The 13222-nt window shown below is 70.5% G+C and carries 14 protein-coding genes; 10 read left to right on the plus strand and 4 right to left on the minus strand.

Annotated features, from left to right (window positions below):
• Positions 1-53: 53 nt before the first annotated feature.
• The gene (locus tag STRIP9103_RS47380) at positions 54-260 is read left to right on the plus strand and encodes a hypothetical protein (protein ID WP_009327801.1); all 207 of its coding nucleotides are present in this window, start codon (positions 54-56) and stop codon (positions 258-260) included.
• A 22-nt stretch (positions 261-282) separates the two neighbouring features.
• Positions 283-774, plus strand: a complete 492-nt coding sequence (locus tag STRIP9103_RS33050; RefSeq protein ID WP_048821430.1) for a hypothetical protein — start codon at positions 283-285, stop codon at positions 772-774.
• A 40-nt stretch (positions 775-814) separates the two neighbouring features.
• Here STRIP9103_RS33050 and STRIP9103_RS33055 read toward each other — a convergent pair whose 3' ends face one another.
• Positions 815-2179 (minus strand): ABC1 kinase family protein, encoded by a 1365-nt coding sequence (locus STRIP9103_RS33055; RefSeq protein WP_009327792.1) that lies wholly within the window; start codon positions 2177-2179, stop codon positions 815-817.
• A complete protein-coding gene (locus STRIP9103_RS33060) occupies positions 2172-3437 on the minus strand; it encodes a TOMM precursor leader peptide-binding protein (protein ID WP_009327790.1) in 1266 nt (421 codons plus the stop codon). The genes STRIP9103_RS33055 and STRIP9103_RS33060 overlap by 8 nt, the downstream gene beginning before the upstream one ends.
• Before the next feature lie 218 nt (positions 3438-3655).
• Between STRIP9103_RS33060 and STRIP9103_RS33065 the strand changes: the two genes are divergently transcribed.
• From STRIP9103_RS33065 to STRIP9103_RS33080, 4 genes are all read left to right on the plus strand, one after another.
• Complete coding sequence (locus STRIP9103_RS33065) at positions 3656-4252, plus strand: M48 metallopeptidase family protein (RefSeq protein WP_009327803.1); 597 nt, start codon at positions 3656-3658, stop codon at positions 4250-4252.
• A gap of 242 nt (positions 4253-4494) precedes the next feature.
• Complete coding sequence (locus STRIP9103_RS33070) at positions 4495-6105, plus strand: TerD family protein (RefSeq protein ID WP_009327786.1); 1611 nt, start codon at positions 4495-4497, stop codon at positions 6103-6105.
• A gap of 8 nt (positions 6106-6113) precedes the next feature.
• The gene (locus tag STRIP9103_RS33075; protein ID WP_009327795.1) at positions 6114-6791 is read left to right on the plus strand and encodes an AIM24 family protein; all 678 of its coding nucleotides are present in this window, start codon (positions 6114-6116) and stop codon (positions 6789-6791) included.
• A gap of 27 nt (positions 6792-6818) precedes the next feature.
• Positions 6819-7571 carry an AIM24 family protein gene (locus STRIP9103_RS33080; RefSeq protein ID WP_009327799.1) on the plus strand — a complete coding sequence of 251 codons (753 nt, stop codon included), beginning with the start codon at positions 6819-6821 and terminating at the stop codon, positions 7569-7571.
• Positions 7572-7831: 260 nt separating this feature from the next.
• Here STRIP9103_RS33080 and STRIP9103_RS33085 read toward each other — a convergent pair whose 3' ends face one another.
• Positions 7832-8353: an NUDIX hydrolase gene (locus STRIP9103_RS33085; RefSeq protein WP_009327789.1), complete on the minus strand. Its 522-nt coding sequence runs from the start codon at positions 8351-8353 to the stop codon at positions 7832-7834.
• A complete protein-coding gene (locus STRIP9103_RS33090) occupies positions 8350-9762 on the minus strand; it encodes a zinc-dependent metalloprotease (RefSeq protein WP_009327804.1) in 1413 nt (470 codons plus the stop codon). The genes STRIP9103_RS33085 and STRIP9103_RS33090 overlap by 4 nt, the downstream gene beginning before the upstream one ends.
• Before the next feature lie 189 nt (positions 9763-9951).
• On the opposite strand from STRIP9103_RS33090, the gene STRIP9103_RS33095 reads away from it, so the two are divergent.
• The 4 genes from STRIP9103_RS33095 to STRIP9103_RS33105 all read left to right on the plus strand — a co-directional run bounded on the left by STRIP9103_RS33095 (position 9952) and on the right by STRIP9103_RS33105 (position 13175).
• Positions 9952-11064, plus strand: a complete 1113-nt coding sequence (locus tag STRIP9103_RS33095; RefSeq protein ID WP_009327793.1) for an SDR family oxidoreductase — start codon at positions 9952-9954, stop codon at positions 11062-11064.
• 120 nt (positions 11065-11184) lie between these two features.
• Entirely contained in the window at positions 11185-11643 is a 459-nt protein-coding gene (locus STRIP9103_RS33100; protein WP_009327787.1) for a molybdenum cofactor biosynthesis protein MoaE, read from the plus strand.
• Positions 11644-11871: 228 nt separating this feature from the next.
• Positions 11872-12003 (plus strand): hypothetical protein, encoded by a 132-nt coding sequence (locus STRIP9103_RS52895; RefSeq protein ID WP_258539363.1) that lies wholly within the window; start codon positions 11872-11874, stop codon positions 12001-12003.
• A 74-nt stretch (positions 12004-12077) separates the two neighbouring features.
• Positions 12078-13175, plus strand: coding sequence for a YlbL family protein (locus STRIP9103_RS33105; protein WP_009327785.1), 1098 nt, complete (start codon positions 12078-12080; stop codon positions 13173-13175).
• The last annotated feature ends 47 nt before the right edge of the window (positions 13176-13222 follow it).

Below are 13222 nucleotides of genomic sequence, written 5' to 3' on the forward strand. Positions count from 1 at the left end.
CCCGCGGTGCGTGGTGACTCCGAATCCCCCGGCCGCGGAGATATCGTCGCCGAGTGACGAGCCTTTCCGGGGACAACGACAGCGGCTCCACCGCAGGACCCCACCCCCTCGTGTGTGCCCGCTGCGGAGCCACCGCCGAAGCCCCCCAACCCCTGTGGATCTGCTCCGTGGAGAACGGCAGACGCCACTACTTCTGCGAGACATGCGCCCGCGAGAACCTCAGAGCGATCGAGGGCCGACTGGACTCTGCCTGGTGGTGAGCCCCGAAGGGATACTGCTGCCGTGCTGCTGACATGGATCGCCGAGATCGCCGACGAGCCACTGCTGCTGGAACCGAACGACCGGGTCGCGGAGCAGAGGACCAACACCTGGTGCCTGAGCGCCGAACCCGAGGACAGGACACGGTTGTCCGTCTCCGAGGTCGCAGCCGCCCTTGAGCACACGGCCGCAGCCATCCAGGCCCGCGTCCATGACTCCGGCTACTCGGGACACGCGACGTTCTACGTCTGGTACGACGCCCAAGCCGGCCAACTGCGCTGCTCCACCGGCTCGGTCGGTACGGACGAGCTGCCATTCGGCGGTGTTCACATGCCCGTGCACGATCTGCGGCCTGTCGTCGAGGCATTCCTGAACGACGCCGCGCCGGACGTGAACGCTTGGTCGGGCCTTGAGGAACCAGGCAACGATGAGGAGGTTGAGGACCCAGCCGAGTCCGAGACCGAACCTCCGCCCTTCCCCGTGTGGGTCCGCAGGGTCGGCGGAGTCGCGGCCTGACCGGTTCCGGTCGGGCTCCGCCGGGACGCCTGCGGACCGCTTACGCCTCCGCGGCCGACTCGCTCTCCTCCTCCGGCTCCCCTTCCGATATGAAGCCCGGCAGCCACTCCTCCAGTTCGTCACGGAGGCGGACCGTCGCGCCCAACTGGCACAGGACACCGATGGTGCTCAGGGTCACACGGTGGATGAGGAGATAGGACGGGGGCAGGTTCAACTGCTTGCCCAGTTGGTGGGCGGGGGAGCGAGGGTCGGCTATCCGGGCGGCCTGACTGCGCATCCAGCCACGGGCGAAGGCGAACTCGTCGGCCCGGGCCGGTTCGATGATGGGGAGCAGATAGTCGAGGACCGCGTCCGGGTCCAGGTCGATCGACTCCTTCACAAAGCCCTCGGTGCGGAGCATCTCATAGACCGCCTCGGCCTCACCCTCGATGGTCAGCCGCAGCGCCTCACCGATCGGCCTGGGCAGGCCGCCCGGCAGACGGTCCACCGTGCCGAAGTCGAGAACGCCGAGTCGCCAGCCGCACTTCTCGTCCGGCAGAAGACGGAAGTTGCCCGGATGCGGGTCGGCATGCAGGAGGCCGGTGCGGGCCGGGCCCGAGAAGAGGAAGCGGGCCAGTAGCTGCCCCGCCCGGTCGCGCTGCTCCTGGGAACCGTCGGTGATCACCTCCGACAGAGGCGTGCCGTCCATCCACTCCGTCACCAGTACCTGCTCGCACTGGTGCACCACGGCCGGGACCACGACATCCGGGTCGCCCGCGAACTCCTCCGCGTGCGCCTGCTGGGCCTTTGCCTCCAGGCCGTAGTCGAGCTCTTCCGAGACACGGTCCCGTAGCTCCGTGATGAGCGGTTTGATGTCCATCCCGGGAATCAGAGGGCCCAGGAGGCGGGCGAAGCGGCTGAGTTGGCCGAGGTCGGACAGGAGGGCCTCGCCCGCACCCGGATACTGCACCTTGACGGCGACCGCGCGGCCGTCGTGCCACACCGCACGGTGCACCTGGCCGATCGAGGCCGCCGCGGCCGGCTTGTCGTCGAACTCCGGGAACAACTCCTGCCAGTCCTCCCCGATCCGCTCCGCCAGCACGGAGTGCACCGTGCGGGTCGGCATCGGCGGCGCCGCGTCCTGGAGCTTCGTCAGCGCCGCACGGTAGGGGCCCGCGACCTCCTCGGGGAGCGCCGACTCGAAGACGGACAGGGCCTGCCCGAACTTCATCGCGCCGCCCTTCAGCTCACCGAGAACCTTGAACAGCTGCTCCGCCGTGCGCTGTTGGAGCTCACGGCCGACGAGTTCCGCGGATTCGCCGACGATGCGTTTACCGAGTCCCCAGGTGGCCCGACCGGCGATGCCGAGCGGGAGCGCGGCGAGCTTGGCGGTCCGGGTGACCGCCTTGCGGGGAAGATCAGACATGCGCCCTCCAAGTCCCAGCCGGCCGTGCCGCGTGTGCCTTGCGGGACAACCGCGTTGACCGCTGATGCCCTGCCATTGTCTCGTGCGGATCCCGGTCCTTTGAGGTGTGTTCCCCGTTACCTTTGTCGACCGCACCTTTCTCCGCCGCCCCGCAGGGGCACGCGGGGTGCGGCCACACCGGGCGGGAGTGCCAGTCGAACCCGGGCACCGAGGCCTCCCAGCGGGCGCCCGCGCTGGATGGCAGCTGTCCGTCGAGATAGGCCAGCGCGTGCCCCGCGGCCAGACCGGCGACCGCCGTGGCCAACGTCAGATCGCAGGCCTCGACCTGGCGCGGGCGACCGGAGCGCCACTGGGCGACCAGACGAGGCCAGGCCTCGTCGCGGTCGGTGCGGCCCTGATCCAGGCAACCGGCGCAGCCCGTCTCGCCGGGCAGGACCAGCGGGCCGACCACGCCCGTTCCCTCCACCACCCCGGCGTAGAGATGGGGTGTGCCCGAGGAGAGGAGCGGTTCGGCCGCGGCGGGCTTGGGGGCGTGGACATCGACACTGTCGCGTGGGGCGAGGATCACGAGGGAGAAGCCGGGTTCCTCACTCAGGCGGCTCGTCGGCCCGCTGTCCGCCGGGCCCTCCGGCGACTGCGGTCCTCGGCGGCGGCGACGCGGGCGATCGGGCGCCGCGTGGCGAGCGGCCCGGCGTGCCGCCACGTCCCTGCGCTCGCCGATCGACTCGGCGGGCAGCCCACCCGGCGTCACATCCCACGGCTCGACCCGGCCGACGTCACGTACATCGACCTCGCCCACACCGGCACCTGACAGCAGCGAGGCGAGCACCGCTCCCACCCGGCCGGCGCCCCGTACCTGCACTCTCAGTGAGCGGCGGGCGGCCAGGTGTTTCATCGCGTCGCCGGGGGCGGGCGCGATCAGAGACAGTGTGGCGGCGTCCGGGCGCAGCCGGTCCAGGACCTCGGGCCGGCCGCGCAGCTCGTCCGCGGCCGGTCCGCCGCCCGTGGCGTCGTCCAGCAGTCCGGACCTGGCCAGGCGATCCACCAGCCCGTCCACATGACCGTCGGGCAGACCCATACGGCGTGCCTCGTCGCGCAGAAGCGGCAGCCCGCGTGTTCCGTCGAGCAGCGAAAGGAAGCTGCCCGTCGCCGTGTCCATCGGTCCCAGCACCATGGCGTGCGCCGGTGCGAGACCGAACTGCACGGTGTTGAGATCCCGCCAACCGCGCCGGAGCGCGGGCTTCACCATCGGATGCATGATCGGCCCCCGTAGCCAGTAGAACGTCCCCGTGTGCCGACGGGGCGAGTGCCTGGTCCGCCGACGAGTGCCAGCATGCACGGACCACGACGAAGCGTGTCGAGAGTTGTCCACAGGCGACAGCATTCGTCGTACAAATCAGGCGCTCGGAGTGCGGATCGATACCGAAGCGTTCCGGAGGCGGGACTTCCCGCGTGTGCAGCGGGTAACGTCAGGGCGTGCCCGCCGACCCACTGCACCGCGCCGGAAAGTCACAGCGCAGCACGACGAGCCAGCCGCCAAGCGGCTCGGGGGCGAGCGCGATCGAGGTCCGCAGGAGCGCGCGACGGCGCAGAACGGTCTCCGCGTACCGCGAGGGCGATCGCACCGTCGTGCTCATCCCCGCTCGGATGTCCGAGGCGGAGGAGCAGCGCTGGGTGACCGTCATGCTCGACAAGCTGGCCGCGCAGGAGAGCAAGCGGCTCCTCGGCGACGCCGAACTGGCCGAGCGCGCCGCCCGGCTGTCGGACCAGTACTTCGGCGGTCGTGCCCGACCCAACTCCGTCCGCTGGGTCACCAACCAGAACACCCGCTGGGGCTCGTGCACCCCCGCCGAGGGCAGCATCCGGCTGTCCCACCGCCTGCAGGGCATGCCCGAGTACGTCGTCGACTACGTCCTCTGCCACGAACTCGCCCACCTGCTCGTACCCGGCCACGGCCCCCGCTTCTGGCGGCTGCTGGAGGCCTATCCGCGCACCGAGCGCGCTCGCGGCTACCTCGAAGGGGTGGTCGCCGCCGGCCGGCTGCCTCATCTGCCCGCCGCCCGAGAAGAGTGACACCCGCGCGTGATGTCGCCGCGTCACGCGTGACGCGGCCTCGTCACCAGTGACGTCCATACGTGGCGAGAGAGGTGGAACGGACACCCCACGCGCGCGTGCGCGTTTTTCCGACGTGTGGCCGAAGTCGCGCTTTTGTACCGGCTCTGTACCGGCCTCGTACGGCCCAGGACTTTGCGGTTAGCCTGGCGCGACGCACTCGCAGGCGCACTCACTTTCGGGATGGGGGACGGTCGTTACGCATGGCCAGGGAATTCCAACGCGGCCACAAGGCCAAGATCAGTGACCTCACCGCGGGTACGGATCTGTACGTGGGCGTACAGATCGCTGCCCCCGGGCTGACCTTCGACATCAGCTGCTTCGGGCTGGACGCCGACGAACGGCTCTCCGACGACCGGTACTTCGTCTTCTTCAACCAGCCGAAGACTCCCGAGGAGTCGATCCAGCTCCTGGGCGCCCAGGCGGGCGACACGGAGTCCTTCCGGGTCACACTCGACAAGATCCCGCCCCAGATCCACAAGCTGTCGTTCACGGCGACGATCGACGGCAACGGACAGATGTCGCAGATCTCCCCTGGCTACATCCGTATCGTCGCGGGCGGTGAGGAGGTGGCCCGGTACCCGTTCGACGGCTCGGAGTTCACCACCGAGCGCGCCGTGATGCTGGGCGACTTCTACCTCAAGGACGTATGGCGGTTCGCGGCCGTCGGACAGGGCTTCGACGGCGGCCTGGACGCGTTGCTGAAGAACTTCGGCGGCGAGGTCGCCGAGGAGGAGCCCGCCGCGCCGCAGCAGCCGCAGCCCGACGCCGCTCCGGGCTTCTCCCCGCCCGCGTTCGGCGCCCCGGCAGCCCCTGCGCCCGCGCCTGCCCCGGAGCCCGCACAGGGCTTCGCGCCCCCGGCGCCCTCGCCCTCCGTGCACGCCGCGCCAACCATCGCGGCGCCCCTGAACACACCGCCCGGCGGCACGGTGCCGCCTCCCGCAGCGCCTCAAGGCGGACCTTTCACGCCTCCGGGTGCCCCGCCACAGGGCGGCCCTTTCACACCCCCCGGCGCACCACCCCAGGGCGGACCCTTCACGCCCCCCGGTGCCGCACCACAGGGTGGGCCGTTCACACCCCCGGGCGCCCCCGCCGCCTTCCCGGGCCAGTCGCAGCCCTTCGGCGGCGCCACACAACTCGCGCCCGTACCGCCGGAGGCGGGCCTGCGCGTCGTTCTGACGAAGTACTCCGAGGCGCCCGTCGGCGACCGCTGGACCGAGCAGAACCCGCAGATGGTGCGGACCACCCTCACCAAGGGCGCCAACATCCTCGCCAAGCAGGGCAGCATGGTCGCCTACCAGGGCGACATCGACTTCGCCCACAAGGGCTCCGGCCTGCTCGGCAAGTTGACCGGACAGCTCACCGGCCAGGGCATGGCCCTGATGCGCTGTTCCGGCGACGGTGAGGTGTTCCTCGCCGACGAGGGCAGCCGGCTCTTCGTCATCCGCCTCCAGGGCGAGCAGCTCTACACCAGCGCCCGCGGAGTCCTCGCCTTCGACGAGGCACTGGACACCGAGATCCGCCGTATCGAGGGCGCCGGACTGCCCGGCGGCGGCCTGTTCAGCATGCTCTTCTCCGGCACCGGAGCGGTCGTCGTCAAGACGCGCGGCACCCCCGTCGTCCTGCCCGTCGGCCCGGCCACCTACGTCGACGGCAACGCCGTCATCGCCTGGTCCGCCGGTGCACAGGCCGTCACCACGACCTCGCTCAGGCTGCGCCGCTCCGGGTACGCCCGGCAGACCCAGGAGGCCGTGAACCTCCAGTTCCGCGGCGCCCCCGGCAACTTCGTCGTCGTACAGCCCTTCGAGGTGTGAGGCAGAGCATGGACCTCCAGACACTCAACGCGCACCGCTCCGCGTCCACCGGCGTCCGCATGAGCGTGCACAGCTCCAAGACGCTCAAGGTCACCATGGTCACCGGCCAGGACCTGCTGGCCAAGGCCGGCTCGATGATCGCGTACGACGGCTATGTACAGTTCGACGGCCCGCCCGCCACCCTGCGCCGCAGCGCCGAGGAAATGGTCACCGGCGAGGGCGGCAAGCTGATGCTCTGCCGCGGCGACGGCGATCTCTACCTCGCCGACTACGGCGGAGACGTCCTCATCCTCCACCTCAACAACGAGGCGCTGTCCGTCAACGGCCCCACTCTGCTGGCCTGCGACGCCTCCCTCCAACTCACCATCGAACCGGTCAAGGGCCTCGCCAAGCTCTCCGGCTCCGGTCTGACCAACCTGGTGATCCGCGGCACCGGATGGGTCGCCCTGGTCAGCCGCGGCGTACCGATCTCTCTCGACTGCGCCGAACGGGAGACGTACGTCGACCCGGACGCGCTGATCGCCTGGACCGACGGCCTCGACATGAAGGCCCGCCGCACCATCAAGGCCGGCGCGCTCATCGGGCGCGGCAGCGGCGAAGCCTTCCAGATCGGGTTCAAGGGACAGGGCTTCGTGGTCGTCCAGCCCAGCGAGGACACCGGCGACCGCTTCAAGATCCGTGGCTGACCGGGGCTGAGAGGAGAACAGCACACCATGCACAGCACACTCTTCGCGCACATCCCGGTGGAGCACACCGAGCGCTACACGCTGCAGAACCCGCAGCTGCTCAAGACCGACGTCACCATCGGCAGCAGTCCCGTCCTGGCCCGGCAGGGCGCCATGGTCGCCTTCGAGGGGCAGGTCGAGTTCGACAGCCAGTACCGCAACCGCAGCTGGCGCAACGCCGAGCGGATGACCGGTGAGCGGCTCGAACTCATGCGCTGCAAGGGCAACGGGATCGTCTATCTCGCCAACTTCGCGCAGTACCTGCACATCATGGAGGTCGGCCGGGGCATCACCGTCGACTCCTCCGCCGTCCTCGCCTTCGACGGCTCGCTCAACGTCGGCATCGTCGCCGTGGACAGCGCCGTCGAGGTGGCCTCGGCGGGGGCGTACAACCTGGAACTGTCCGGCGGCGGCAAGGTCGTCCTGATGACCTCCGGCGAGCCGCTCGCCCTCGAAGTGACCCCCGAGAAGAACATCTGTGTCGACTCGGACGCCGTCATCGCCTGGTCCACCTCCCTGCGCACGCAGCTCCAGGCGCCCACCTCGACCTCCGCCGTGTGGCGCCGCCGGGGCTCCACCGGTGAGGGCTGGGAGATGCACTTCTCCGGCAGCGGACACGTCCTGGTGCAGCCGAGCGAGCTGCTGCCGCCGCAGCACCTGCGTACGTCCGGAGTGCTCGGCCAGTTCGGCATGGGCGCCGGCGGGCTGAGCGGGAACTCCCTCGGGGGCAGCCGCAACTGATCGCCGGTATGGGATCGGGCTGCTCACCCGCGGGGACGCGCGAGGGCTGGACAGGTGTAAGGGGCGGTCGCCATTGCGGCCGCCCCTTACGGCGTCGTTCCCCCGGCGGGGGGCTGCCCAGAGCCCGTCAGCTTCACACCGATCAAGCGTCGACGCCACTCGAAAGAGCGGGGCGGACCCGCGTCGAGGAGCGACGCGGACCCGCATCGAGGCGCGGGGCAGGCCCACCCGGAAGGCCGGTCAGAGTCTCGAAGACCCGGTCAGAGCCTTGCCCGCGTGGCCTCCAGCAGGCGTACGACCGACTCGTCGGCCACGTCCGGAACCTCGGCGTACGGGAACCACCGGACGTCGAGCGACTCGTCGCTGATGGTGTGCTCGGCGTCCGGTGGGGCCAATACCGCGTACTGGACGTCGTAGTGCCAGTGGCAGGGCGGTGGGATCGGGTGGCGGTCGAGGCGGACCGGGCCGCCCGGCAGCAGGGTGAGCCCCGTGACGCCGGACTCCTCCGTGGCCTCGCGCAGGGCCGCGTCCGCGAGGACGGTGTCGCCGGGCTCGCAGTGGCCGCCCATCTGGAGCCACATGCGCAGCTTCTTGTGGAGCGTGAGGAGGACCCGGCCGCGCGTGGGGTCGATCACGAGGGCGCTCGCCGTGATGTGCCCGGCGCCGCAGGCCTTCCACATGCCGTCCGGGTGGGCCGCCAAATGGTCCAGGTAGGCCTGGCGCAGCTCTGGCTGGTCCTCGTAGCTCTTCAGTACGAGGACCGCGTCGTCCAGCAGGCTCACTCGGTGTCGTCGTCCTTCTTCTTCGGATCCGGCTTCTCGGTGGAGCCGTCCGCGGCCTCACCGAGCATCTTGTCCAGCTCGGAGAAGTCCAGCTGCTCGCGGTGGACGAAGCCGTCCGGGTCGTCCAGGTCGGAGGCGGTGGGCAGCATGTCCGGGTGGGCCCACAGGGCGTCCCGGCCGTCGACGCCGCGCGCGTCCGTGAGGGAGGCCCACAGACGGGAGGCGTCGCGCAGGCGGCGCGGGCGCAGCTCCAGGCCGATCAGCGTGGCGAACGTCTGCTCGGCCGGGCCGCCGGTGGCGCGGCGGCGGCGCAGGGTCTCGCGCAGCGCGTCGGCGGACGACAGGCGCGGCTTCGCGGCGGCGTGCACCACCGCGTCCACCCAGCCCTCGACGAGCGCCAGCGCCGTCTCCAGACGCGCCAGCGCGGCCTTCTGCTCCGGGGTGTCCTCCGGCTGGAACATGCCCTGCTGGAGCGCCTGCTGCAGCTCCTCGGGGTTCTGCGGGTCGAACTGGCCGACCACGTCCTCCAGCTTGGCCGTGTCGACCTTGATCCCGCGCGCGTAGCCCTCGACCGCGCCGAACAGATGCGAGCGCAGCCACGGCACATGGGCGAAGAGGCGCTGGTGGGCGGCCTCGCGCAGGGCCAGGTAGAGCCGCACCTCGTCCTTGGCGACGCCCAGGTCCTTGCCGAACGCCGCCACGTTCAGCGGCAGCAGGGCCGCCTTCCCGGCCGGGCCGAGCGGCAGGCCGACGTCGGTCGAGCCGACGACCTCGCCCGCGAGCACGCCCACGGCCTGCCCGATCTGCGTGCCGAACATGGCGCCGCCCATGGAGCGCATCATGCCGATCAGCGGGCCGGCCATGGCCTGCATCTCCTCCGGCAGGATGTCGCCCATGGCGCCGCCCACGCGTTCGGCCACCGGGTCGACGAGCTCTTTCCAGGCGGGGAGGGTCGCCTCCACCCACTCCGCGCGGGACCACGCCACGGCGGAGCCCGCGCCGGACGGCAGGGACGTCACGTCGTCCAGCCACAGATCGGCCAGCCGGACGGCCTCCTCGACCGCGGGGCGCTCGGCGGGGCCGACACTGGAGTCCTTCGTGCCGTCGGCGGTGCCCTGGGAGACCGTCTGGCGGGCGATCTGCTTGGCCATGTCCCAGTTCACCGGGCCGCCCTCGTACGAGAGCATCTGGCCCAGTTGCTGGAAGGCTGCTCCCAGGTCGGTGGGGTTCATGGAACCGAACATCGCGGCGAACGGATTGTCGGCGCCGGAGCCGGCGGCACCGGGGAAGCCGAAGCCGAACGGATTGGCCGGTCCCTGACCACCACCGCTCTGCTGGTCCTTCTCCTTGCCGTCGCCGTCGTCCGGCTCCTCCGGCGGAAGGCCGAATCCGAATGGGGTGTCACTCACGGGATTCCTCGGCTGATAGGGCCGTCGGTTCTCCCGACGGCACGGCTGCCCGAACACCACCCAGCGTAGACACCAAGGCCGGTTCGGGCCTCAGTGCTCCGCCGACCGTAGGCCTGCGGCAGGATGGATGCCACCTGGTACGTACGCGTCACCCGCGTCCGTACTGAAGACAACCGCTGGAGACGCCCGGTGAGTTCCCCAGATCCAAAGGTTCGCGCAGCGCGAAACCACTCAACCAGCTCCGCCCTGCGCGGGCCCGTCGTCGCGGTCACCGGTGCCGCGTCCGGGGTGGGCGCGCTGCTCACCGAGCGCCTCGCCGAGTCCGACGAGGTCCGGCAGGTCATCGCCATCGACGAGCGGCGCGGCGAGTGCGCAGCCGCCCGGTGGCACATCCTGGACGTACGGGATCCGGCCATCGCCGACAAGCTGCGCGGGGCGGACGTCGTGGTGCACCTCGCCGTCGACCTCGACCTCGGCACCGACTCGGCGGCGCGCAGCGCCTACAACGTGCGCGGCACCCAGACCGTGCTCACGGCCGCCGCCGCGGCCGGGGTGCACCGGGTCGTGCTGTGCACCTCCGCGATGGTCTACGGGGCGTTGCCCGACAACGAACTGCCGCTCTCCGAGGACGCGGAGTTGCGGGCGACGGCCGAGGCCACCGGGGTCGGTGACCTGCTGGAGATCGAGCGGCTCGCGCGCCGGGCGCCGCGCGCCCATCCGGGCCTCAATGTCACCGTCGTACGCCCCGCGATCCTTGTCGGAGGAACGGACACGGCGCTGACCAGGTACTTCGAGTCGCCTCGGCTGTTGGTGGTGGCCGGGTCGCGGCCCGCCTGGCAGTTCTGTCATGTCGAGGATCTGTGCGGGGCTCTTGAGTACGCCGTGCTGGAGAAGGTCGACGGGGAGCTGGCCGTCGGGTGCGAGGGGTGGCTGGAGCAGGAGGAGGTCGAGGAGCTCAGCGGGATCCGGCGGATGGAGCTGCCTTCGGCGGTCGCGCTCGGAGCGGCGGCTCGGTTGCACCGGATCGGACTGACGCCTTCGCCGGCCGGGGATCTCGCGTACACGATGTACCCGTGGGTGGTGAGCGGGAGTCGGCTGCACGACGCCGGGTGGCGGCCGCAGTGGACGAACGAGGAGGTGCTCGCGGAACTGCTGGAAGAGGTGTCCGGGCGGCATACCGTGGCTGGGCGGCGGCTTGGGCGGAAGGACGCGACGGCGGCCGGGGCCGCGGGGGCGACGGTCGCGCTGCTGGGTACGGCGGCGTTGGTGCGGCGGGCTCGGAAGGCTCGGCGGCGGCTTTGAGGGAGCCCTCGGCGGGGTGCGCCCGGGAGGGGGTTCGCTGTAGGACGCTCCAGAGCTCCACGCGCGCGTGACTGGTGATCGACCATGTCGGGTCGACGGGGCGTGAGGCACGATGGGGGTATGGCTGCGCATAGTGATCACCCCGGGGAGCAGGGGGCCGATGAGCCCATCAAGCTGATCGGGATACGGGAGACGCCGCTCTCCGTGGACGAGGTCTTTCGGGCGGTCGGGGACGATGCCGCTGGTGGGACGGCGCTGTTCGTGGGGACCGTGCGGAACCACGACGAGGGTGCCGATGTCGATGAGCTCGGGTATTCATGTCATCCGAGCGCCGAGGCGGAGATGCGGCGGATCGCGGAGAAGGTGATCGCCGAGTATCCCGTGCGGGCGCTCGCGGCTGTGCATCGGGTGGGTGACCTGAAGGTCGGGGATCTCGCCGTGGTCGTCGCGGTGTCGTGTCCCCATCGGGGGGAGGCCTTCGAGGCGTGCCGCAAACTCATCGACGATCTGAAGCATGAGGTGCCCATCTGGAAGCACCAGAGGTTCTCGGACGGTACCGATGAATGGGTCGGCGCTTGACGCCCTCGTTGACGCGTTGGTGGCTTGGTGACAGGAGGAACGGATCGGGACCTGCCGAGCCGTTCAGCGTGACCGGAAGGGTGCCGTGCGCGTTCCGGTTGCGTAACCCGCCCCCCAGCGTGAGCGTTGACGGAGCGGACAGATAATCTGCTCATCAGTGAGTTGCGGTCGCTTGGTAGGGGTTGGGAGGTCGGCATGGGGGCGCTCGCCTGGTTGCTGATTCCGCTTGTGGCTGCGATCGGTGCCGGACTGTGGGGCGGCTGGGCCAGCCGGAACCGCAAGGCCAGAGAGGACGGCACCGAGCTCGCGGGCTACACACGCTTCCGTGAGGCCATGGAGCGGTCCCACACCGGCGGCTAGGGGCGGCCCCGCGCCGTCGCCCCGGACGGCGGCCCCGGCAGTGCGCTGACAGGCCGGTCCCGTACTGTCGTTCCATGCCACGCCGCACCGCGACGATGCTCGCCTCCACCCTGATGCTGATCGCGCTCCTGTGCGCGGGAGTGCTGATTCCCGTGCCCTACTCGGAGATGTCACCCGGGCCGACGGTGAACACGCTCGGGGAGCACGACGGCGAGCCGGTGCTGCAGATCTCGGGGCACAAGACCTATCCGGCGACCGGGCATCTCAACATGACCACCGTCCGGGTCACCAGCGCCGACTACAAGATGAATCTTGTGGAGGCCGTGTACGGGTGGCTCGCGCATGACAACAAGGTCGTGCCGCACGACACCCTGTACCCGAACGGCAAGACCGAAGAGGAGTCGACCCAGGAGAACGCCGAGGAGTTCAGCCAGTCCCAGGAGAGCGCCAAGGTCGCCGCCCTGAAGGAGCTGGACATCCCGGTGAAGTCCTGGGTGATCGTCTCCACCGTCCTCAAGGGCTCCCCGGCCGAGGGCAAACTGCACGCCGGTGACGTCATCAAGTCCGTCGACGGTACGGCCGTCAAGGCGCCCGAGGACGTGGCGACGCTGGTCACCAAGCACAAGCCGGGCGAGGACGTCGACTTCGTCATCGTGCCCGCCAAGGCGCAGGCCGCCGCCGAGAAGCAGAACAAGACGGCGACCGAGACCGAGAAGGTCACGATCACCACCGCCAAGTCCGACGACTCCGGCGAGGACCGGGCCATCGTCGGGATCTCCGCCGGGACCGACCACACGTTCCCGTTCACCGTCGACATCAAGCTCGCCGACGTGGGCGGCCCCAGCGCCGGTCTGATGTTCGCCCTCGGCATCTACGACAAGCTCACGCCGGGGAACCTGACCGGCGGCAAGTTCGTGGCCGGCACCGGCACGATCGACGACGAGGGCAAGGTCGGCCCGATCGGCGGCATCGAGATGAAGACGGTCGGCGCGCGCAGCAAGGGCGCCCAGTACTTCCTGACGCCCAAGGACAACTGCGCCGCGGCCGCCAAGGACACCCCCGACGGGCTCACCCTCGTCAAGGTGGACACCATCGACGACGCGCTGAACGCCCTCGAGGACATCCGCTCCGGCGACACCGCCGACCTCCCGAAGTGCACCACCAAGGGCTGACACACGCGGACAGCTGACAACGGTCAGACGTGCACGCGCGCGTGGGG

This window comes from Streptomyces ipomoeae 91-03 (assembly GCF_000317595.1).
GTDB lineage: Bacteria > Actinomycetota > Actinomycetes > Streptomycetales > Streptomycetaceae > Streptomyces > Streptomyces ipomoeae.

Excerpts from the sequence above, each read along its gene's own strand:
- STRIP9103_RS33100 (WP_009327787.1), top strand. The coding sequence starts at position 11,185 with ATGGCTGCGCATAGTGATCACCCCGGGGAGCAGGGGGCCGATGAGCCC.
- STRIP9103_RS33105 (WP_009327785.1), top strand. The coding sequence starts at position 12,078 with ATGCCACGCCGCACCGCGACGATGCTCGCCTCCACCCTGATGCTGATC.
- STRIP9103_RS33070 (WP_009327786.1), top strand. The coding sequence starts at position 4,495 with ATGGCCAGGGAATTCCAACGCGGCCACAAGGCCAAGATCAGTGACCTC.
- STRIP9103_RS33055 (WP_009327792.1), bottom strand. The coding sequence starts at position 2,179 with ATGTCTGATCTTCCCCGCAAGGCGGTCACCCGGACCGCCAAGCTCGCC.
- STRIP9103_RS33075 (WP_009327795.1), top strand. The coding sequence starts at position 6,114 with ATGGACCTCCAGACACTCAACGCGCACCGCTCCGCGTCCACCGGCGTC.
- STRIP9103_RS33080 (WP_009327799.1), top strand. The coding sequence starts at position 6,819 with ATGCACAGCACACTCTTCGCGCACATCCCGGTGGAGCACACCGAGCGC.
- STRIP9103_RS33060 (WP_009327790.1), bottom strand. The coding sequence starts at position 3,437 with ATGCATCCGATGGTGAAGCCCGCGCTCCGGCGCGGTTGGCGGGATCTC.